The organism is Deinococcus metallilatus (genome assembly GCF_004758605.1).
Lineage (GTDB): Bacteria > Deinococcota > Deinococci > Deinococcales > Deinococcaceae > Deinococcus > Deinococcus metallilatus.
In genome coordinates this window covers 1,175,574-1,195,000 of sequence record NZ_CP038512.1, presented here as the reverse complement: position 1 = coordinate 1,195,000, position 19,427 = coordinate 1,175,574, and the positions used below count along the sequence as shown (strand labels likewise).

The following is a 19,427-nucleotide window of genomic DNA, read 5'->3' as shown; positions in this document are numbered from 1 at the left end:
CAGGTCAGCGTGGCTTTCAGCATGTTCTCAGTTTAGGCCCCCTTTCTGACAGCTCTGCCGGATTCGGCTCAACGCAGCATTATCCTGCCGGAAAAAGGACTCTCGCCCTGACGGACGCGGCCTCAGTGCGGCGCGATGGTCGGCGTCACCGGCGTGCCGGTGCTCTGCACCACCTCGTGAACCTCCAGCACGTTGGGGCCGCTGAAGGCCTCGCGGGGCAGGCTGCCGCTGCGGGCATGGCCCTGCCGGAAAGCGTCACTGTTCGTCCACGCCTCGAAGGCCTCGCGGCTTTCCCAGAAGGTCAGGACGACGAACGGTTCTCCCGCCTTCAAGGGCCGCAGGACGTGGTTGGAGATGAAGCCGGGCATCCCGTCCACCAGCCCCGCGCGCTCGCGGAAGCGGGCCTCGAACTGCCCAAAGTACTCGGGGTTGACGTAAATGCGGTTGGCGACAGTGATCATGGCAGCCCTCCTCCGGCTCAACTTGACAGGCAGCTTAACGGTTGGCGAAGTCGTACACGAACTGTTCCTGGGCGGCCGTCTCGACCGTGCCGGGCCGCGCCTCCCGCACGCGCCCGATGGCCTGCTCGGGGGGCATCCCGGCCTGGGTGAGCAGGCAGGCGGCCACCAGGCCCGCTCGCCCCAGCCCGCCCCGGCAATGCACCACGACGGTGCGCCCGTCGAGGAGCTGCTCCATCAGCTCGTCCAGAAAGACCGTGAAGGCCTCCGGATCGTCCGGCACCGCGCGGTCACGGATCGGGCAGGCCAGGACGGTCAGGGCCCGCTCCTGCGCCAGCGCGTGGTATTCGGCAATCCCCAGCAGGTCGAACTCGTGGGCCTCGATGAGGGGCGCGAGGACGTTCACCCCCTGCCGCGCGAGCCGGTCGAGGTCGGCGGCGAGATCGCGGTCATGCATCACGCCCGCCTGAAGCACGCTCGCGCCCTTCTTGCCCGGCGCGAAGGTCAGGCCCAGGCGGCCTGGCCAGAGCGCGGTGTCGATCCAGTCCACACGGATGGGGTGCGTCTCGCTGGTCACGCGCTCAGCCTTCCCGCAGCCAGCGTGCGGCATCGAGGGCGTGATAGGTGATGATGGCGTCCGCTCCCGCCCGCCGCATCCCGGTCAGGGTTTCGAGGACCGTGCGCCGCTCGTCCATGTACCCGGCCTGCACGGCGGCCTTGACCAGCGCGTACTCGCCGCTGACGTTGTAGGCCACCAGCGGCAGGTCGAAGCTGTCACGCAGCAGCCGCAGGATATCGAGGTAGGCCAGGGCGGGCTTGACCATCAGGTAATCCGCACCCTGCGCCGCGTCCAGCCGCGCCTCGCGCAGCGCCTCGCGCTCTCCACCGGCCGGGTCCATCTGGTAGGACGCGCGGTTGCCGACACTGGGGGCACTGCCCGCCGCGTCCCGGAAGGGGCCGTAGTAGGCGCTGGCGTACTTGACGGCGTAGCTCATCACCGGGACGTGTTCGAAACCTGCGGCGTCGAGGGCGGTGCGAATCGCCGCCACCTGCCCGTCCATCATCGCACTCGGGGCCACCACGTCCGCGCCCGCTCGCGCCTGCGACACGGCGGTCCGGGCGAGGAGTTCGAGGGCGGCGTCGTTGTCCACCGTCCAGTCGCCGTCCTGCGTCTGGCACAGCGGCCCGCAGTGCCCGTGGTCGGTGTACTCGCACAGGCAGGTATCGGCGATGACGGTCAGGTCGGGCAGTTCGGCCTTGATCGCGGTCGCGGCCCGCTGGATCACGCCGCCCTCGGCGTAGGCCTGGCTGCCCTGGGGGTCCTTCTCGTCGGGAATCCCGAAGAGGATCACGCTGGTGATGCCCAGGTCGCGGGCCGTTCTGGCCTGTTCCACTGCCCCGGCGACACTGTGGCGGCTCACGCCCGGCATGGTGGCGATGGGGAGTTCGGTGTCCTGCTCATGCACGAACAGCGGGTGAATGAAGTGCTGCGGCGTCAGGGTGACCTCGCGCATCAGGGCGCGCAGGCCAGCGGTACGGCGCAGGCGACGGGGACGGTCCAACATGCCAAGCAGGCTAGCGCAGGCGCGGCAGCGGGAATGGAAGGGGGAGCGGCGGACAGTGTGGGGAGAGGCCACGAGCGATGCTCCCCTCTCCGCTTCGCTTTGCAATTCAAGAGAGAGGACCTGTTAGGCGGTCCTGCCCGCCCCCTCCCGCCTCACACCACGAACGCCCGCAGCCCCCGTTCCCGGCAGGCGCGCAGCAGGTTCTGCCGGGTGGCGGCGACCACCTCCGGGTCCGGGTGGGCGAGGGTCAGGACCGTTCGGGCACGGCCCGCCGCGTCCGTTCCACTCCGGGCACTGAGGGCCGCACCACCGGGCGTGGCGAGCAGAACCGCGAGGGCGGGCTCATCCGGCGTGTCCGGCAGCGTGACGTATTCGCGGACCTCTCCGCCGCCAGGCATCAGGGGTGACCCAGGCGGCGGGCCGCGTCCTGGGCAGCTTCCTCACCCCAGACCCGCGCGGCGACGGCCAGGGCCGCGTGGAGGGCGGGCAGGCCGCCGGGCGTGCTGGTGAGGGCGTCGTCGGCCACGACCTCGCCGGGGCGGACGTCGTCCGGAGCATAGCCCCAGAGGGTGTCGGCGAGGTCGGCGGGACCCCCGACCAGACGGCCGCGCAGCAGACCCGCGTCCCCCAGCAGCAGCAGGCCACTCCCGCTGGCCCCGGTGGGAAGCGCGGCGTGGCGGGTGAGGAACTCGCGCAGCAGGGGGTCGCGGGCCGCCTTCTGCGCGCCGGGGCCACCGGGGACCAGCAGCGCGGCGGGTTCGGGGAGGGCGGCGTACAGCACGTGCGGTGTGCTGACCAGGCCCCCGGCCGTCACGATGCTGGCCCGCGAGCGGTTCACGGTGCGCGCCCGGCCCTCGCCGCCACACAGGCGGCACACGGCCACCATCAGGCCCAGTTCCAGTTCGCTGACCCCCGCGTAGACGGGAATGGCGACGACAGGACCTTCCGTCTCCTGATCGGGCTGGCGGCCGGGCGGGTCCGTCATGGCTGGAGGGGTTGCACGCGGTATACCCGCCGCGCGTCGGGCGGGCCGACTTCACCGCGCCCAAGCAGCAGGGTGATCGCGTCCGGCGTCAGGCGCTCGATCCGCGTCAGGTAGGCGCGCAGGGTTTCGGGGCTGTCGAAGCGGCGGGGGTGAGGGTCGTCCTCCACGCGCAGGTCCAGCCAGGCCATACTGGCAGCAGCCCCGCTCATACGGCTTCCGTCCGGTTCCTTGCCCGCCGGAAAAACGCCGGAGGGCCAGCCATCTCCCGGAAGCCGTACGTTCTCCCTGCGGTCGGATTTCCAGGTTTACAAGGAAACCTTTCCACCAGAGGCCAGATCATAGTTCGCGCAGGTCCTCCCAGAGCTGCCAGCCGACGCCGGGCGGGGTGGCTTCCAGCAGCGGTTCGAGGGCCTGGCTGGCGGCCTCGGCGTCCGCGTGCAGGGCGTCACCGTTCGGCTTGTCGTCGTAGACGCGCAGGACCGTGAACTGGTAAAAGGTCTGCCCGGCGGTCGGTTCGCCGTTCTCGAAGAAGGCGAAGGGGGGCTGCACCGCGTCCCACAGCACGTGGGCCTCGTCGAGTTCGTGGGGCAGGTAGTGTTCCAGGTCCACGTCGGCGTCTTTGGGGTGCCAGAGGTAGCCCTGGAGCAGGCGCACGGCGGCGCGGCCTCCCGCGTCCCCGTGGTCGTCAGTGGTGCTCATCGTCCCGCAGCATACCCGCTCCGGGCGCGAGGGGCGGGTGGATGAGGGACCGGTCAAGGCCCCGCCTCAAGACCGGGCGCGGGCCCGCCGCTGCCGGAGCAGGCGCACGGCAAACAGCGCGGCGACGACCAGCGCGGCGATCAGTGGCGCCGTGTGGTCCTTTTTCACCCCCCACCAGTAGTGCAGCACGCCCAGGCCGACCGCGACATACACGAGCTGATGCAGCCGCTGCCACCGCGCGAAGCCCATCCGGCGCACGGCATCCCGCGTACTCGTCAGGGCCAGGGGCACCAGCAGCACCAGCGCGGCGAAGCCGACGGTCACGAAGGGCCGCTTCAGCACGTCCTCCAGCACGACGCCGGGGGTAAAGGCGTGGTCGAAGAGGTAGATCAGAAAGTGCAGCGCGGCGTACACGAAGGCGAGCAGGCCCAGCGCCTTGCGGACGCGGGCGGGCCAGGTCCAGCCGGTCAGCAGACGCAGGGGCGTGCAGGCCAGCGAGAGAATCAGCAGCGCCAGCGCCAGTTGTCCGGTTTGCAGCAGCGCCCGCTGCACCGGATTGGCGCCGAGTGCCCCGGTCACCGCGTCGAGCAGCAGCCCGCCCACCGGCAGCAGCCCGCCCACCACGATGCCCGGCCCCAACCAGGGCAGCGGGCGGGAGGCGCGGCGGGGCGCAGGGCGTGGGGCGGCGCGCGCCTGCTCCGTTCCGCCCTCACTCCGCCCCTGCCGGGAAAGCACCGGAAAGTCCTTCATCCCAAGAACTCCATCCTTCTCCCGGCTCAGAAGAAGCGGCGCAGGTCCATGCCGCTGTAGAGGTGCGCGACCTGATCGGCGTAGCCGTTGAAGGGCAGGGTCGGGCGGCGGCGCAGTTCCCCGATCCGGCGCTCGGTCGCCTGGCTCCAGCGCGGGTGCGGGACCGCCGGGTTCACGTTGGCGTAGAAGCCGTACTCGTCCGGGGCGGCGAGTGCCCAGGTGGTCTGGGGCTGCTCCCGCGTCAGCGTGATGCGGACGACCGACTTGATGCTCTTGAAGCCGTACTTCCAGGGCACGACCAGCCGCAGCGGCGCGCCGTTCTGGTTGGGCAGGACGCGCCCCTGGAGGCCGACCGCCATGAAGGTGAGGGGATGCAGGGCCTCGTCCAGCCGCAGGCCCTCCACGTAGGGCCAGGCGAGGACGGAGCTGCGCTGGCCGGGGAACTGCTTGGGGTCCTCCAGGGCGGTGAACTTCACGTATTTCGCCTTGCTGTTCGGCTCGACGCGGCGCAGCAGCGCGGCGAGGGGAAAGCCCAGCCAGGGCATCACCATCGACCAGCCCTCCACGCAGCGCATGCGGTAGATGCGGTCTTCGAGGGGGAACCACGACTCCAGGGTGTCGATGTCCACCCGCAGCGGCTTGCGGACCTCGCCGTCGATCAGGACGGTCCAGGGGCGGGTTTTCAGGCTCCCCGCCAGGCGGGCGGGGTCGTCCTTGCCGAGGCCGAACTCGTAGAAGTTGTTGTAGGTGGTGGCCTGCGCGTAGGGCGTGACCGCCTCCGAGGTGTCGTAGGGGCCAAGGGGACGGCGGGCCTGGGCGAGCAGTTCGCCGGGCGCACTCTCGGCGGCGGCCCCGGGGCGGCGGGTCAGGAGTTCGAGGCCGCCGCCCAGCAGGGCGACCGTGCCGGTGAAGAGGACGGCATTCTTCAGGAATTCGCGGCGCGGGCGCACCGGGGGGGTTTGTTCTGCGTCGTCGCGTTCGGGGAGGTCGGGAGGCGTTCCGGACATCAGGTTCTCCTTCGCGGGAACAGCGGGGCCAGGAAGAGCGCGGCGGGCGAGTTCACCCCGACAGTCTGGTCCCCTGCTCCTTTACCTATAAGCGTCCCGTTGCCATTTGGATCACCCGCCGCCGCTCTCCCCGGCTTCCCCCTCCAGCAGCCCCAGGGCGTCGCGGACCCGCAGCGTTCCAGGCTCCCAGCCCGGATGAAGGGCACGCAGCACCGCTTGCGGCCGGGGGTGGCGCTGTTCCAGGGCGCGGCCCGCCTCGCGCCAGATGCCGGGGCGGAAGGGGGCCAGGGGCGGGTCGGTCAGGGCGTCGCGCAGCCAGCGCAGGGCGCGTTCGCCTTCCAGAATGGTCGCGCGGGCCTCCAGCGCCAGCAGTTGTGCGCTCAGGCCGGGGTCCGCGTCGTGGGTGCCGGGCAGGCCCGCCTGCACCCGGCGGATCAGGGCGTGCGCGCGGTTGATCTCGGCCAGGGCCGCGCCGTCCTGCCCGGCCCGCAGCAGCGCCTCCGCATACAGGGCGCGGGCCTGCGCCTCAGCGTAGGGGTGGTCGGTCATGGCGAGGGCTCGGGTGGTGTACTCCAGCGCAACCCGGGGATCGGGGTCGGCCAGGGCGCGGCTGAGGTGCAGGTCGAAGGCGAGCACCTGTTCGCGGTCACTCGCCGCGGGCGGGCGGGCCAGGTGCGCGTCCAGCAGCGCGCGGGCGTGGGCGAGGTCGGGATGGTCGCGGCGTGCCCCGGCGAACGGCTGGAGGTACGGCAGGCCCAGGCCGCGCGTGAGGTACGCGAGGGCGATCCGGTAATGGGTGCGCCGGGTGCGGTACTCCGCCTCCGAGCGCCGGGGACCGGGCCGGGCGAGCAGGCCCAGGGCGCGGGTGGCGTCCGCCAGCGCCGCGTCCGGCTGGCCCAGCGCCAGCAGGATCGGCACCCCCTCGCTGAGCAGGCGGGCACGCAGCACGCCGTCGCCCCAGCCGCCCCAGTCCTGCCCGGCGGGCAACAGCGCAAGCGCGCGGTGCAGAAAGGCGCGGCCCTCGGCGGGGCGGCCCAGGCGGCGCAGGGCGGTCGCGGCGCGGGCCAGGGCGCGGGCGCGTTCCTCGGCGCCGCCTCCCGCCGCCTCCAGGCGCCCGGCGGCGTCGGTGAGGGCACTGAGCGCGGCGTGCGGCTGGCCCAAGCGCAACCGCAGATCGCCCTCCTGGTACAGCGCGCGGGCAGCGAGCAGCGGACTCCCGGCGGGGACGAGGTGGAGGTGCCGCAGCGCCTCCGGCCAGCGGCCCGCGTCCTTGGCGATCAGCCCGCGCCAGAGGTGCGCCCGCCCGCCCCCGTGCGCGGTGCGCGGGTCGGTCGCCGCCCGGGTGGCCGCGCCCAGGTCGCCGCGCCAGCGGGCCAGGGCCGCCTGCACCAGCAGCGCGTCCGCCTGCGCTGCCGCCGTCCAGCCGTCCGGCGGTCCCGCCAGCGCGGCCACGAGTTCCGGGTGGGCGAGTTGCGCGGTGGCGGCCTCGAAGTTCCCGGCGTCCACGCTGCTCTCCGCGAGTTTCACCCGCGCCCAGCCGCGCGCGGCGGGATTCGGGGATTCCAGCAGGGTGAAGAGCGCGTCGCGGGCGCGGGGGTCGTCGTACTCGCCGCGTCCGGCGTGGTGGGCGGCGACGGCGCGGGCCAGCGCCTCGCGGGTGTCCCCCCGCGCGCCCGCCCGCACCTGCGGCCAGAGGGGCGGGAGGTAGCGCCCGTCGTCCGGGTATGCGGCGACGTGCGTGGCGAGGGCGGCCCACTCGCCCAGCGCGGCGAAGGCGGCCAGCCGCGCCGGGGCGAGGTCGGGCGTGGGCGGCGCGGCCAGCAGGCGGCGCAGCGCCGCGTCCCGCTCGCGGGCAGGCACCTGGGGCAGCGCGGCCCGGAGCGCCGGAACGGGTGCCCACGCCGCGCCGCTCCCTTGCAGCAGCGCGCGGGTGTGCGGGGGCAGGGCGGCGACCGGCGTCCCGAGCGCGGCAGCCAGCGCCGCCTCCGGCACCGCCCCGTCTCCCCCCCCCGGCAGGGCCGCGAGCGCCGCCGCCAGCCGCCGCACGTCCGGGTCGGCCAGCAACCGCTCGGGGGCCGCGCCGTCCGGCCCGCTCCCGGCCAGCAGCGTGAGGCGGTCGAGGTGGCGGCCCGTCTCGCGCACCAGCGCGTCAGCCCGTTCGCGCGTGACCCCCAGCCGGGCCATCAGGTAGGCGCGGGCCTCGGCGGGGGTGGGGGGGCGCAGCTCGATGACTTCCGCCAGACCTTCCGGCAACCCTGCCGCGTCCTCCAGTGCGAGCAGCACGGCCACTCCCGCCGGAGCGCGGCGCAGCAGGTGTTCGGCGGCCCAGGCGGCGGGCGGGGCGGGCGGGCCCTCCGGGGAACGGGGCGGCTCCCCGGCAAAGTTCAGGTCCGCCGTCACGCGGGCGAACAGCGTCCCGGGGGGCGGGGGAAAGGCACGCCGGGCAGCGTCCCCCTGCGCCTGCGCGCGTTCCGCGAAGGACGTGCCTGCCGGGGGCAGGGCCAGGACGCCCGAGGCGTCGCCCGTCAGGTTCAGCCGCCGGACTTCTCCTCTCCCCAGGGCGGACAGGGCGCGTTCCAGATGGTCCAGCAGGACGGTCTTGCCCGCCCCCGCCCGCCCGGTGACGATCAGCCGGGGCGCGCGGCCCGCGCGGACGCCAGCCAGGAACTGCTTGTACGCGCGTTTCTTGCTGCGGCCCAGCAGTTCCAGTTCGTCGGGGAGCGGCGCGGGGGGCAGGCTGGCGGGCGCGGCTTCCTCGGCCAGCGGTCGCCCCGCCTCCCGCGCGAGGTCCGCGAGGATGGCGCGCAGCGCGGCCTTGTCGGCAGGCGTCCCCACGTCCCGGTACACGATGTTCCGCACCGAGGCGGAGTTCGCGCCCCGCGTCCCCATCTCGGCCTCCAGCCAGCGCAGGCTGCCGCGCACGCCGCGCCCCGGGTCACGGGCGGGCGGGAGGTGGGCGCGCAGGTCGGCCAGGATGCCTTTCCAGTCCAAGGTAAGCCGAGGCTACCACTCCCGGCCAGGTGCGTTGGACCGGGTGCAACAAAGGGGGGCATAGCGTGTGCCTGACGATCTCGTCAGACTCTGTGGCCCGCGCTGTGTATACTCGGTCCAGTTTTCCAAAGTCCCACCGCTCCCCCAGGAGGAACCCATGCGCCAGACCCCCATACGCCCGGCTCTCGTGACCCTTGCCCTCGCCGTTGCCGTCAGCGCCAGTGCCCAGCAGACCCAGGGCCAGCAGGCCGCCCAGGCCCTCTACGACCAGGGCAAGTGGCAGGAAGCGGCGACCGCCGCCGCCGCCCTGAACACCAGCGCGGGCTTTGCCCTGGCCGCCGAGGCCACCACCGCCGGGGCCAGCGTCAGCCCGGACAACCAGAAGAAGGGGCTGTTCGAAAAGGCCCAGGGGTACGCCCGTCAGGCCATCGCCCTCGACAAGAACAACGCCGACGCCTACTTCGAGCTGGCGCGTGCGCAGGGCCGCCTGGCGCAGTTCGTGGGCATCCTCCAGAGCCTGAACCTCGCCGGGGACGTGAAGAAGAATCTCGACCAGGCCATCCGTCTCCAGCCCAACATGGCCGGGGCCTACGTCGCCCTGGGCCTCTGGAACGCCAACCTCGTCAGCAAGGGTGGAGCGGCGACCTTCCTGACCGGGGCCAAGAAGAGCCAGATTGCCCCCAACTTCGAAAAGGCCATCGCGCTGGAGCCGAACGTGGCCGTCCACCGCATCGAGTACGCCAACGCCCTGCTCCTGACGGGCAACAAGGCGGGCGCCGTCGCGCAGCTCCAGAAGGCGGTCACCATCCCCGCCACCACCTACTGGGAACAGCGCGACCTGGACGCGGCGAAGGCGAAGCTGGCGAGCTTGCAGTAGAGCAATCAGCGGTCAGCACCGGGAGCCTCAGCCATAGCTGGGGCTTTTTGCTTTTTGCTGACGGCTGAAAGCTACCCATTCAGCAGCGTCACCGCCCCCGGCAGCACCTCCACCCGCACCCCCAGCACCCGCCCCGCCAGGTCGCCGTCGAGGTGCAGGTAGGTGGGCCGCGCCCAGGTGACCGTCGCCGCGTGTCCGGCCGCATGATGAACGCGCGGGTGGCCGAGGTGACGACCGGGCAACACGCGGCCCATCAGCGCCAGGAGTTGCGCGCGGGTGACGGGACCGCTCGCTAGGGCATTGAGCAGGCCGTCGCGGGCGTCGGAGGCGGGGCTGATCCGGAAGCCGCCGCCGTAGCGCGTGCCGTTCATCACGGCGGCGAGGCAGCTTGGCCCGGCATACCTCACCCGACCGTCCACCTCGACCGTCACGGGCGTGAGGGTCAGGTCCCGCAGCGCGGCGAGAGCGGCCCAGGCGTAGCGCCCGAAGCCGGACAGCCGGGCGGGGGCATGCAGCATCAGGGCGGTCACCTGGGCGTCGAAGCCCATGCCCAGGCCGTTCAGGAGCAGATGCGAGCTGCCCGCCCCTTCCCCGGCCAGGATGGTCGCGCGCAGGGCGTCCACCCGCCGCGGGGCAAAGGTGAGGCGGTCCAGGGCCGAGGCAAAGTCCCCGGCCCGCAGCCCCAGCATGCCCGCGAAATCGTTCCCGCTGCCCAGCGGCACGATGCCCAATGGGCGCCCGGTGCCGACCAGCGCGGGCAGCAGTGCCGCCACCGTGCCGTCCCCCCCACCGCCAGCACCGCGACTTCCGGCGGGAGGGCCTGCACGCGGGCCAGGGCGCCAGCGCCGCTGGGTTCGCTGATTAGCTCGAAGGGAAGGCCACGGGCGCGCAGTTCCGCCTCCAGCCGGGGCCACGCGCGCCGGGCCAGACCACGTCCGGCGGTGGGGTTCAGAACGACGGCGTAGGGCCGGGCAGGAAGGAGCCGGGCAGAAGGGGCATCGGTCACGTCAGGCACAGGATAGGGGGCCTCTCCCCCACTCACGACCAGTCCGCAGGCCGCTCCGCCAGGCCGAAGAACCACGCGATGGCCTGCGCGATGCGCCCCGACGCCTGCCCGTCCCCGTATGGGTTGCGGGCGGCGCGCATCCGGGCCAGCCCCTCCTCGTCGTCCAGCAGGCCGTTCAGCACGGCGCGCATCTGCTCGGGATCATTTCCGGCCAGTGTCAGCACGCCTGCCTCCACCCCCTCGGGCCGCTCGGTCACGTTGCGGAGGACCGCCACCGGCACGCCGAGCGCCGCCCCCTCCTCCTGCAAGCCGCCGCTGTCGGTGGCGAGCAGCATGGAGGCGGCCATCAGGGGCGCCATCTGCGCGTAGTCGAGCGGTTCGGTGAGTTCGAAGTTGGGGAGCTGCCCCAGCGCAGGCCGCACCGCTTCCTGCACGGCGGGGTTCAGGTGAACTGGATAGACGAAATGGGTGTCCGGGTGAGCGCGGGCCACGTCTGCCAGCGCCTCCGCCATCTCCGCCATCACCGGCAGGTTCTCGCGGCGGTGCATGGTGACGGTGACCAGACGTTGCCCGGCGTCCAGCTTCGTCTGCCATTCGGGCCGCAGGGACACCCGGCCCGCCACCTCCCGCACAGCGTCCACCGCCGTCTGCCCGGTGACGAAGATGCCTTCTTCCGCCTTGCCTTCGCGCAGCAGGTTCGCCTGGCTGCCGGGCGTGGGCGCGAAATCGAGGGTGGAGAGCACGCCCGTCAGGCGGCGGTTGGCCTCCTCGGGAAAGGGTTCCCGCATGTTGCCCGACCGCAGCCCCGCCTCAACGTGCCCGACCGGGATGCCCTCGTAAAAGGCGCTGAGGGCCACGCAGAAGGAGGTGGTGGTGTCACCGTGGACCAGCACCATGTCCGCCCCCATCTCGCGCAGCTTGCGGCCCGCCTGGGGCACGATGCGCCCGGTCAGTTCCGCGAGGGTCTGCCGCTCGGTCATCACGTTCAGGTCCTCGTCGGGGGTCAGGCCGAAGACGGCCAGCGCCTCGTCGAGCATCTGGCGCTGCTGCCCGGTCGAGAGGATCAGCGGCGTGAGGCCGGGCTGCCGCTGAATGGCCGCGTACACCGGGGCCATCTTGGTCGCCTCGGGCCGCGTGCCGAAGGCGAGGACAATGCGTTTGGGCTGGAGAGGACGGGCCAGGTCGGTCATCGCGGTCACGGTATCAGAGTGCCGTCCCGGTGGGCGGGCGATGGCGGGGGTAAGGGAGAGCGGTCAGCTTTGAGCTTGGGACTGACGCGAAACTTGTTCCTTTACGGAGAAAGGGAAACAGAGATTCCTTGTGCTGGGACGGCTGCGCCGTCCACCCCCCTCCGCACCGCTCTCCTCACCCCCCCTGCCCGGGCGTGACGGCGGCCGCTTCCCGGTCGAGCGCGCGCACGCGGCGGTAGGCCACGAACCACAGGCACAGCAGCACGACCACCACCGTCCCCAGAATCGCGGGCAGCGGCACGCCCTGCGCCAGCATCCCGATCACGCCGCAGGCCAGCGCCACCAGCCACAGGATCACGGCGGTCCGGCGGGCCGAGGCGGTGCGGGCCAGGACCCGGTGGTGGATGTGGGTCTTGTCGGGGTGCCCCAGCGGATTGCGGATGCCGCGCGCCAGCCGCCCGATCACGACCTGGGTGGTGTCGAGGATCGGGAGGGCCATCACGATCAGCGGGACGAGCAGGCTGGCCCCGGCGCTGACCTTGAGGGTCCCCAGCAGGCTGACGGCGGCCAGCGTGTAGCCGAAGAGGTAGGCGCCCGCGTCGCCCATGATGATGCGGCTGGGGTTGAAGTTGTGGCGCAGGTAGCCCAGTGCCGCCCCCGCCAGGCCCGCCAGCAGCACGACCGCCGCGGCCCGGTCCGCGAACTGCGCGGCCGTGACCAGCAGCACCATGCTCGCCACGAAGCCCACACCGCCCACCACGCCGTCCACCCCATCCATCAGGTTGACGGCGTTGGTCAGGCCCACGATCCACAGGACGGTCAGCAGGATGCTGAGGGGACCGTTGACCGCGTGCGGCAGCACCGGCATAAACGGAATGGCATTGAAATCCACCTTCAGGCCGTTCACGATCAGCAGCACGGCCGCGAGCATCTGCACCAGCAACCGGAAGAGGGGCGAGAGGCCGAACTGGTCGTCGATAAAGCCCACCAGCACCAGCAGCGACGCGCCCAGCAGGATCGCCAGGACCTGAATATTCACCTGCTCGATCACGATGGGCCGCAGCGCCCAGGCCACCACCACACTCACGAGAAAGCCCGCGAAGATCGCCAGGCCGCCCGCGTTGGGCAGCGGTTCCTTGTTAAGGCGGCGGGCGTTGGGCATATCCGCCCACCCCACCTTGATTGCGAACTCCCGCACGCGCGGGATAAACCGCCAGGTAAACACCCACGCCGTCAGGAACGTGAGCAGCACGCTGAGAAAACCGCGCCCGAACAGATCCGCGATACCGAATTGCGCCGCGAGCGCCTTGAGGGACTCCATAAGCTGACCGGAGTCTAAAGGCTGGGGGTGAGGGGAGGGCAGAGGACTTACGCGAAACTCTGTTCTGGTGGGTGGTGGGAAACCGCGCTTTCCTCCGCTGGGACGGCTTCGCCGTCCACCCCCCTCCCAGCCTCCCCCGCAAGGGGGGACTCATAGAGCTGCCCAGCAGAGGAGCGAAGAACCTCATCCGCACGCACTCAGCTTTTGAATCGCGTACGTCCTAAGCGAAGAGCAGAGGGCAAAACTCAGCCAAGGCTCCAGCTTCAGCATTTTCCGGCCCTCTGCTCTCTGCCCCCTACTTCGTCCCGTAAATCCGGTCCCCCGCGTCCCCCAGCCCCGGCACGATGTACCCGTGGTCGTTCAGCCGCTCGTCCACAGCGGCGGTCACGATCTCCACGTCGGGGTGGTCGCGCTCGATCACGGCGATGCCCTCGGGCGCGGCGAGGATGGACATCAGCTTGATGCTGTGGGCGCCCGCCGCTTTCAGGGACGCGATGGCCGCCGAGGCGCTGCCCCCGGTGGCGAGCATCGGGTCGGTGAGGAACACGCGGCGTTCCGCGATGTCGGCGGGGAGCTTGTTGTAGTAGGCGACCGGCTGGAGGGTCTGGGGATCGCGGTACAGGCCGATATGCCCCACCTTCGCGGCGGGCACCAGATTCACGATGGCGTCCGTCATCACCAGCCCGGCGCGCAGGATGGCGACCAGCGCTAGCTTCTTGCCGCTCAGCATTGGGAATTCGCCTTCCTGAAGAGGCGTTTGCAGGCGGGTGGGTTCCAGTTCCAGGTCGCGCATCGCCTCATAGGCGAGCAGCATGGACACCTCGGCGGCGAGTTCGCGGAATTCCTTGACGCCGGTGTGAACGTCGCGCATCAGGGAGAGCTTGTGCTGAACGAGGGGATGGGTGACGACGGTGAGCATGGCCTCACGATACCCGGCGGGCGGGAAGGGACGAGTGATGAGGAGGAGGGCAGGCCCCCAGGCCTCTCGGTCTTCCTCATCACTCATCGCTCAACCCTCATCCCTGCCTACCCCGGCAGCCGCGCCAGCGCGTGCCGGGCACGCGGCAACTTCAGGCGCCGCTGCCGGTCGAACTCGTAGGGTTCGTTCATCAGGAACCAGTACAGGTCGTGCAGATAGGTGAGGGCGAGGTAGGCGCGCAGCCGGGTGAGGGTCGCGGGGGCATGGTCGGGCAGAAAGGCGAGGGCGGCGTCCAGACTGGCGTCGCGGCTCAGCAGGTCGAGCGTGCCGGTCTTCAGCAGGGCGATGTCGCGCAGGGGGTCGTCCCAGCCCGCCTTGGTCCAGTCGATCACCAGCACGTCCCCGTCTGGCGCGATCAGGATGTTGTCGTGCCAGAGGTCGAGGTGGCAAAACGCCGCGGGCTGGTCGAGCAGGCCGCGTTCCAGCGGCTCCTCCACCGCGTCGAAGAGGTCATCGAGGGGATAGGCGGCCAGCGCGCTGCGAAAGCGTTTCAGGCGCTCGCGGACCCGTTTCAGGTCCACGCAGCCCTGCCGCTCGCGGTGAAGCGCTCCCAGAATCTCGCGCAGGCGGGGCAGGGCGGCGGGGATGTCGGCGGCGCGCAGGGGCCGCCCCGGAAAGCGGCGCAGGATCAGGGCCTCGACGCCGTCGGCCTCCACGGTGTCCACCACCCACTCGCCCAGGTCGGCGCGGCGCATGTTCTGCGCCTCCAGGCGATGTTCGCCCCGCTGGTTGCGGTACACCTTCACGACCACGTCGCCGCCGGGCGCGGCGTACACCCGGCTCTGCATCCCCGTGTCCATCGGCGTCAGAGGACCGAAGCGGGCTTCCAGCACGGGGAAACGCGGAGTTGGCAGGCCGCCCGGAATCACCCGCGCATGATAGCGGGGGCGGCGGGGAAAGAAGGCCCGTCCCCCGCTTTACCGCTCGGGCGGCAGCTTTTCCAGCAGTCCGACCAGCCGGGGATCGAGGCTGCGGCCCGCCTCTTCCCGCACGCGCGCCGCGTCCCCCGCATGCACGGAGGCGTTGGCCACGGCGAGAATCCGGGCGTAGAGGGGGATGTCCTCACCGGCCAGCCGGTCCGGGTCACCCTGGCCGTCCCAGCGTTCGTGGTGGTGGCGGATGGCCTTTTGCGCCTGGGCCAGATGCGGCACGCCGTGCAGGAAGTTCGCGCCCACCTGGGCGTGTCCGGCCTCGTCGTGGAGCTTGCCGATGTCGTGCAGCATCGCGCCGTACCACAGCTCTTCCAGTTCGCGCTCGGCCAGGCCCACCGCGCGGCCCAGCCGCATGGCGGTGTCCGTCACGGCCTGACCGTGCCCCACGGCGTCGAACTCGCGACTCTCGGCGGCCTCGACCATCGCCGAGGCGATCTGCCGCGCCGCCTGCCGCCACTCGTCGCGGGAGTCCAGCAGGCCCAGCAGCGGCGCGGCGGCGGCGGCCCAGCGCGTCACCGCCTCCTGCTGTTCCGGCGAGACGCCTTCCGGGGAGGTGCGGTCCAGCACCAGCGCGCCCAGATTGCGGCCCCGGTCGCTGAGCGGCACCGCCAGCGTCAGGGGCACGTCACGCATCCCGGCCTGATCCAGCCGGGTCTGCACCTCGGGCGGGTTCAGCCGGTACAGCTCCCGGCTACCGTCCGCCAGGAGCCGGGGCCGCATCCCGGTCCAGGGGCCACTCAGCACCGTGCCGACCAGCGACCGCGGATAACCGAACACGGCGGCCACGTGGTCCTGCCCCCGGCGCAGCACGGCGTACCCCTGCGCCTCACCGCCCAGCAGCGTGACGGCGTGGGCCAGGGCACCTTCCAGAATGCCCTCGGTGGTGGGCCGGGCCAGCAGGTCGGCCAGCACGCGGGTCGCGTCGGGCGGCTCGGCGGGCGGTACGACTCCGGTTTGACGGGGATCAGGCCCGGGCGTCGGCGCGGGCTGCGGACGGGAGCGTCGGAACACGTTCCGCCCAGTATACCCGCGCTACCCTGCCCAGGTGACGCGCCCCTCCTCCCCCACCCTCCCCCGTTCCCCCTCCTCGCGGGTGACCGCCGCCGTCGAGCGCGGGTACGCGGCCTATGCGCGGCGGGCGCAGGCGTGGACGGCGCGCTACCAGGAGCGGGGCGGGCGCGTCTTCTGCGGCGCGGGCTGCTTCGCGTGCTGCAACATGCCGATCCGTGTCAGCCTGGCCGAGGCCCTGGTGACCGCCCAGGCCCTCACGGACGAGGAGGCCGCGCGGGTGGAGGCGCACGCCCGCCAGGTCCTGCACAATGCCCGCACGGCCCCCGACGAGGACGTGTACGTGGAGCGCCACCGCACGGAGGTCGGCTTCTGCCCGCTGCTTGACCGCGAGAGTGGCGGCTGCACCCGCTACGACGTGCGCCCCACCCGCTGCCGCGACACCTTCAGCGCCCTGCCTGCCCGTTACTGCGAGGCCGGAGCCTGGGAGGCCATGACCCGCCGCGAGCGCGAGCAGTACCGCCGGGAGGTGGCGCGCACGCCCGGCACCGACGGTGAGCTGCATTTCATCGCGCCGCTGGAACATCTCTCCGAACCCGTCTGGGAAGCCGCCGCCAAAGCCATGCGCGCCGAGTGGGGGCTGGAAGTCTGGGGGGATTTCTGGGTGCTCACGACACTGGCACGGGACGGGACGTTCATGGAACAGGTGGCGCGGGGAGACGCGCGGGGGGCGTGGCGGGCCGCGAAGGCGGCGGGACTGGCGCACCGGACGGTGTTGGAACTCGGCTGAGCGCGGGTCGAAGGGTTCTGTTCGGGGGGTGCGGTTCGGACGACCAGAGTTTGACAAGATGGGATGCTGGCCTCTCTGGCGTCCGGCAAGAAGGGCCGCACCGCTCCCATGAGCAGGAACGGTGCGGCGCTTGACCTGCTCCTAGAAACTGCTGCTTCCGCCCAGACGTACGCCCTGGTAGTAAGCGTAGGCGGCGGCGTAGCAGGGCGGTTCCTTGTACCAGCTTTTCGCGGCGCAGATGCCTTTCATGTTGACGTAAAAGGCGTCGTCCGTCGCCAGACGGTTCGCATCAGTCCGCTGGTAGACCTTGAGGTTGCGGTAGCCGAAGTCATGCACGTTGCAGGCGGGCCGGAAGTCCTCGCGGTAGCCCAGGCCCACGCCGTCGGGGGCGCTGCACCCGTCACGGCTCCAGTCCAGACCCGGGTACTGGGCATTCACCGCGCTCCGGTTCGCGTACTGGCTGTTGTAGGCGGCCACCGTGCCCCAGGCCACCCGCTTGATGTACGCGAGGCGGTCACTGGCGAGGTCCAGACCCGTGATGGCGGGGGCCGCGGGCCGCGTCATGTCAGCAGGCCGCTCCCCATACGCTTCCTGAAGGGCGGCGAGCAGGCCCGGATCGTTGCCGTACCGCGCCAGGATCGCCTGACTGTCCGCGTCCTGAAGTTCGGGGCGGCCAGCATAGGCGGCGGTCAGCGTACCGGGACCAGGGGTGCCGGGGGCAGCGGCGGTAGGGGCCGAGGCGGTGGGGTTCTGCCCACAGGCAGCGAGGGCGGTGACCAGGGTGACGGCGGCGAGGGTGACTCTCTTCATGCGCGGCTCCTGAGGGAAAGATTGTGTTGTTCCCCCAGTGTAACCCCCCAGGTGGAGAAAAAGGCCAGGGGTGGCTTTCACACAGGGCCACTGCAAAGTCCGTTCAGGAACATGGGTTGCCCTCTAGGACGCTCAATCTGTTGCCTCCCTTGAGGGGAGGTGGCTCGGAGGGGTAAGGGCCGGACTCGCAGAGCTGCGCAGCAGTGGGGTTGAGCGGGGCTGTGCGGACTCGGCACCTTTGCGGTCGTCCTGCCTTTACAGTGGCAACGCCGCCCACCCTCACGCGGAGGGGAGCGGCGTTGTCGGCCGTGCGGGTTATTTCCGGGCGGCCTCGATCAGCGCGGGCACGATCTGGTTCACATCGCCCACGATACCGTAGTCCGCGACCTTGAAGATCGGGGCCTCGGCGTCCTTGTTGATGGCGACGATGTATTTGCTCTTGCCCATGCCGGAGAGGTGCTGCACGGCCCCGCTCACGCCCAGCGCGATGTACGCCTTGGGCTGCACGGTCTTGCCGGTCTGGCCCACCTGCTCCGCGTAGGGCCGCCAGCCCGCGTCCACGACTGCGCGGGTCGCGCCCACGCCCGCCCCGATACGGTCCGCCAGCCCCTCGACGTAGGTGGCGAAGTTCTCGGGGCTGCCCACCCCGCGCCCGCCGGTCACGATCACGTCCGCTTCGGTCAGGGCGACGCGGCTGCTCTTCTCGACGCTCTTGCCGGTCACCTCCACGCGCGGCGCGGGCAGGTCGAGTTCCACGTCGTACTGCTCGCCCGCAGCGGCGGCGGGGGCAGCGGGCGCGAAGGACCCGGGCTTCACCGTCACCACGATCACCGGGGCCTCGGCCTCGACCGTCTCGGTCACGCGGGCCAGGTAGGTGTACCGCTGGGCCTGGAGCGCGTTGCCACTCGCGGAGAGCTGGATCACGTCTTCCAGGTAGGGTGCGTCGAGCTTCACCGCCACGCGCGGGGCATACTCACGGCCCGAGCGGCTCCCGCCGATGATGACGGTGCTGGCCTCGCCTTCCTGAGCGATCTGGGCGGTCGCGGCGGCCCAGACCTCGGCGTTGTAGTTAGCAAGCTGCGGCAGGTCCGCGACCAGCACCTGATCGGCGTAGCGCGCGGCCTCGTTCGCCACGTCCGCGACGCCCTGGCCCAGCACCAGCACGGTGACGGGGCCTTCACGCCCGGACTGCCGGGCCGCCGTGACCATTTCGAGGGTGGATTTGGCGAGCTTGCCGCCCGCGTGTTCGGCGACGATCAGGATCATGCGATCACCTTCGCTTCGTTCCGCAGGAGATCGAGGAGCTGTTCGGCGGCGGCCTGCGGGTCCTTGCCGTCGATCATCTTGTTCAGGCGGGCGCGGGTCTGGATTTCGCTGTTCACGACCCGGACCGCTGGCTGCGCGCCGTACTGGCCCAGGTCGTCCTTGCGGAGTTCCTTCTTCTTGGCCTTCATGATGTTGGGGAGGGTCGGGTAGCGCGGCTCGTTGAGGCCCTGCTGGGTGGTGACCACGGCGGGGAGGCTGGCGCGGAAGCTCTCGTTGCCGTCGTCCACGTCATGCCGCCCGGTGAGGGTGTCCCCCTCCAGTTGAAGCTCGTTGGTCCAGGTGAGCTGCGGCCAGCCCAGGCGTTCGGCGGTCGCGGCCCCCAGCGCCTGGCTGTCCCAGTCGGCTTCCTGGCCGCCGACCAGGATCAGGCCCGCGCCCTCGGCCTGCGCGACCTGCGCCACCACGCGGCTCAGCGCGATGGGGTCGAGCTTCTGGTCCGTCTCGACGTGGATGGCGCGGTCCACGCCCATCGCCAGGGCGGTCCGCAGGGCGTCCTCGACGCGCTTGGGGCCGACCGCGAGCGCGACGATCTCCTCGACGCCCCCACCGCCTTCACGCAGGCGCAGGGCTTCTTCCACGCCGTACTCGTCCATCCCGTCGATCACGAGGGTCGCGCCTTCGAGGTCCACGTTCTGGCCAGTGATCTTGACGCGAGCTTCCGCGTCGGGGACTTGCCGGACTAGGGTCAGGATCTTCATGGGTCCTCCAAGAATAGGTGACAGATACGCCCGCA

The 19,427-nt window shown here is 71.6% G+C and carries 21 protein-coding genes and 1 pseudogene (1 of these 22 only partly in view); 2 read left to right on the top strand and 20 right to left on the bottom strand.

Annotation, left to right across the window (positions count from 1 at the left end; all coding sequences use genetic code 11):
- From E5F05_RS11770 to E5F05_RS11720, 11 genes are all read right to left on the bottom strand, one after another.
- Positions 1–23, bottom strand: partial view of a hypothetical protein gene (locus E5F05_RS11770; RefSeq protein WP_129118823.1) — the 5' portion only. 475 nt of this gene lie to the left of the window's left edge; the window shows 23 of its 498 coding nt (coding positions 1–23); it begins with the start codon at positions 21–23; the stop codon falls past the left edge of the window.
- Between the two features lie 99 nt (positions 24–122).
- Positions 123–461, bottom strand: a complete 339-nt coding sequence (locus tag E5F05_RS11765; RefSeq protein WP_129118822.1) for an antibiotic biosynthesis monooxygenase family protein — start codon at positions 459–461, stop codon at positions 123–125.
- A gap of 34 nt (positions 462–495) precedes the next feature.
- Entirely contained in the window at positions 496–1,035 is a 540-nt protein-coding gene (locus tag E5F05_RS11760) for a cyclin-dependent kinase inhibitor 3 family protein (RefSeq protein ID WP_129118821.1), read from the bottom strand.
- Between the two features lie 4 nt (positions 1,036–1,039).
- Entirely contained in the window at positions 1,040–2,023 is a 984-nt protein-coding gene (gene hemB / locus E5F05_RS11755) for a porphobilinogen synthase (RefSeq protein WP_129118820.1), read from the bottom strand.
- 152 nt (positions 2,024–2,175) lie between these two features.
- The gene (locus E5F05_RS11750) at positions 2,176–2,421 is read right to left on the bottom strand and encodes a hypothetical protein (protein ID WP_129118819.1); all 246 of its coding nucleotides are present in this window, start codon (positions 2,419–2,421) and stop codon (positions 2,176–2,178) included.
- A complete protein-coding gene (locus E5F05_RS11745; protein WP_129118818.1) occupies positions 2,421–3,008 on the bottom strand; it encodes a type 1 glutamine amidotransferase family protein in 588 nt (195 codons plus the stop codon). Before E5F05_RS11745 ends, E5F05_RS11750 begins: the two co-directional genes overlap by 1 nt.
- Positions 3,005–3,217, bottom strand: a complete 213-nt coding sequence (locus tag E5F05_RS11740; protein ID WP_129118817.1) for a hypothetical protein — start codon at positions 3,215–3,217, stop codon at positions 3,005–3,007. The genes E5F05_RS11745 and E5F05_RS11740 overlap by 4 nt, the downstream gene beginning before the upstream one ends.
- A gap of 127 nt (positions 3,218–3,344) precedes the next feature.
- Positions 3,345–3,707: a DUF3208 domain-containing protein gene (locus E5F05_RS11735; RefSeq protein WP_129118816.1), complete on the bottom strand. Its 363-nt coding sequence runs from the start codon at positions 3,705–3,707 to the stop codon at positions 3,345–3,347.
- Between the two features lie 66 nt (positions 3,708–3,773).
- The gene (locus tag E5F05_RS11730; RefSeq protein WP_241687145.1) at positions 3,774–4,334 is read right to left on the bottom strand and encodes a protein-methionine-sulfoxide reductase heme-binding subunit MsrQ; all 561 of its coding nucleotides are present in this window, start codon (positions 4,332–4,334) and stop codon (positions 3,774–3,776) included.
- A gap of 149 nt (positions 4,335–4,483) precedes the next feature.
- Complete coding sequence (msrP, locus tag E5F05_RS11725) at positions 4,484–5,464, bottom strand: protein-methionine-sulfoxide reductase catalytic subunit MsrP (protein ID WP_129118814.1); 981 nt, start codon at positions 5,462–5,464, stop codon at positions 4,484–4,486.
- Between the two features lie 111 nt (positions 5,465–5,575).
- Positions 5,576–8,455: a hypothetical protein gene (locus E5F05_RS11720; RefSeq protein ID WP_184117636.1), complete on the bottom strand. Its 2,880-nt coding sequence runs from the start codon at positions 8,453–8,455 to the stop codon at positions 5,576–5,578.
- 157 nt (positions 8,456–8,612) lie between these two features.
- Between E5F05_RS11720 and E5F05_RS11715 the strand changes: the two genes are divergently transcribed.
- Positions 8,613–9,332: a tetratricopeptide repeat protein gene (locus E5F05_RS11715; protein WP_129118811.1), complete on the top strand. Its 720-nt coding sequence runs from the start codon at positions 8,613–8,615 to the stop codon at positions 9,330–9,332.
- A 71-nt stretch (positions 9,333–9,403) separates the two neighbouring features.
- On the opposite strand, the pseudogene E5F05_RS11710 reads toward E5F05_RS11715, so the two are convergent.
- From E5F05_RS11710 to E5F05_RS11685, 6 genes and pseudogenes are all read right to left on the bottom strand, one after another.
- Positions 9,404–10,347, bottom strand: a pseudogene (locus E5F05_RS11710) (diacylglycerol/lipid kinase family protein).
- 23 nt (positions 10,348–10,370) lie between these two features.
- Positions 10,371–11,528 (bottom strand): non-hydrolyzing UDP-N-acetylglucosamine 2-epimerase, encoded by a 1,158-nt coding sequence (wecB, locus tag E5F05_RS11705; protein ID WP_129118810.1) that lies wholly within the window; start codon positions 11,526–11,528, stop codon positions 10,371–10,373.
- Positions 11,529–11,703: 175 nt separating this feature from the next.
- Positions 11,704–12,849, bottom strand: a complete 1,146-nt coding sequence (locus E5F05_RS11700; protein ID WP_129118809.1) for an MraY family glycosyltransferase — start codon at positions 12,847–12,849, stop codon at positions 11,704–11,706.
- A 295-nt stretch (positions 12,850–13,144) separates the two neighbouring features.
- Entirely contained in the window at positions 13,145–13,768 is a 624-nt protein-coding gene (gene upp, locus E5F05_RS11695) for a uracil phosphoribosyltransferase (RefSeq protein ID WP_129118808.1), read from the bottom strand.
- Between the two features lie 107 nt (positions 13,769–13,875).
- Entirely contained in the window at positions 13,876–14,697 is an 822-nt protein-coding gene (locus E5F05_RS11690) for an aminoglycoside phosphotransferase family protein (RefSeq protein WP_129118807.1), read from the bottom strand.
- Positions 14,698–14,745: 48 nt separating this feature from the next.
- Positions 14,746–15,771, bottom strand: coding sequence for an HD domain-containing phosphohydrolase (locus E5F05_RS11685; RefSeq protein ID WP_129118806.1), 1,026 nt, complete (start codon positions 15,769–15,771; stop codon positions 14,746–14,748).
- 34 nt (positions 15,772–15,805) lie between these two features.
- On the opposite strand from E5F05_RS11685, the gene E5F05_RS11680 reads away from it, so the two are divergent.
- Positions 15,806–16,558, top strand: a complete 753-nt coding sequence (locus E5F05_RS11680; RefSeq protein ID WP_129118805.1) for a YkgJ family cysteine cluster protein — start codon at positions 15,806–15,808, stop codon at positions 16,556–16,558.
- Between the two features lie 141 nt (positions 16,559–16,699).
- Here the strand turns inward: E5F05_RS11680 and E5F05_RS11675 are convergent, their stop codons facing one another.
- From E5F05_RS11675 to E5F05_RS11665, 3 genes are all read right to left on the bottom strand, one after another.
- A complete protein-coding gene (locus E5F05_RS11675; protein ID WP_129118804.1) occupies positions 16,700–17,368 on the bottom strand; it encodes a phospholipase A2 in 669 nt (222 codons plus the stop codon).
- A gap of 315 nt (positions 17,369–17,683) precedes the next feature.
- Positions 17,684–18,634, bottom strand: a complete 951-nt coding sequence (locus E5F05_RS11670) for an electron transfer flavoprotein subunit alpha/FixB family protein (RefSeq protein WP_129118803.1) — start codon at positions 18,632–18,634, stop codon at positions 17,684–17,686.
- Positions 18,631–19,392, bottom strand: coding sequence for an electron transfer flavoprotein subunit beta/FixA family protein (locus tag E5F05_RS11665; RefSeq protein ID WP_129118802.1), 762 nt, complete (start codon positions 19,390–19,392; stop codon positions 18,631–18,633). The genes E5F05_RS11670 and E5F05_RS11665 overlap by 4 nt, the downstream gene beginning before the upstream one ends.
- Positions 19,393–19,427 lie beyond the last annotated feature (35 nt).

Excerpts from the sequence above, each read along its gene's own strand:
- E5F05_RS11765 (WP_129118822.1), bottom strand. The coding sequence starts at position 461 with ATGATCACTGTCGCCAACCGCATTTACGTCAACCCCGAGTACTTTGGG.
- hemB (WP_129118820.1), bottom strand. The coding sequence starts at position 2,023 with ATGTTGGACCGTCCCCGTCGCCTGCGCCGTACCGCTGGCCTGCGCGCC.
- E5F05_RS11750 (WP_129118819.1), bottom strand. The coding sequence starts at position 2,421 with ATGCCTGGCGGCGGAGAGGTCCGCGAATACGTCACGCTGCCGGACACG.
- E5F05_RS11745 (WP_129118818.1), bottom strand. The coding sequence starts at position 3,008 with ATGACGGACCCGCCCGGCCGCCAGCCCGATCAGGAGACGGAAGGTCCT.
- E5F05_RS11740 (WP_129118817.1), bottom strand. The coding sequence starts at position 3,217 with ATGAGCGGGGCTGCTGCCAGTATGGCCTGGCTGGACCTGCGCGTGGAG.
- E5F05_RS11735 (WP_129118816.1), bottom strand. The coding sequence starts at position 3,707 with ATGAGCACCACTGACGACCACGGGGACGCGGGAGGCCGCGCCGCCGTG.
- msrP (WP_129118814.1), bottom strand. The coding sequence starts at position 5,464 with ATGTCCGGAACGCCTCCCGACCTCCCCGAACGCGACGACGCAGAACAA.
- E5F05_RS11715 (WP_129118811.1), top strand. The coding sequence starts at position 8,613 with ATGCGCCAGACCCCCATACGCCCGGCTCTCGTGACCCTTGCCCTCGCC.
- wecB (WP_129118810.1), bottom strand. The coding sequence starts at position 11,528 with ATGACCGACCTGGCCCGTCCTCTCCAGCCCAAACGCATTGTCCTCGCC.
- E5F05_RS11700 (WP_129118809.1), bottom strand. The coding sequence starts at position 12,849 with ATGGAGTCCCTCAAGGCGCTCGCGGCGCAATTCGGTATCGCGGATCTG.
- upp (WP_129118808.1), bottom strand. The coding sequence starts at position 13,768 with ATGCTCACCGTCGTCACCCATCCCCTCGTTCAGCACAAGCTCTCCCTG.
- E5F05_RS11675 (WP_129118804.1), bottom strand. The coding sequence starts at position 17,368 with ATGAAGAGAGTCACCCTCGCCGCCGTCACCCTGGTCACCGCCCTCGCT.
- E5F05_RS11670 (WP_129118803.1), bottom strand. The coding sequence starts at position 18,634 with ATGATCCTGATCGTCGCCGAACACGCGGGCGGCAAGCTCGCCAAATCC.
- E5F05_RS11665 (WP_129118802.1), bottom strand. The coding sequence starts at position 19,392 with ATGAAGATCCTGACCCTAGTCCGGCAAGTCCCCGACGCGGAAGCTCGC.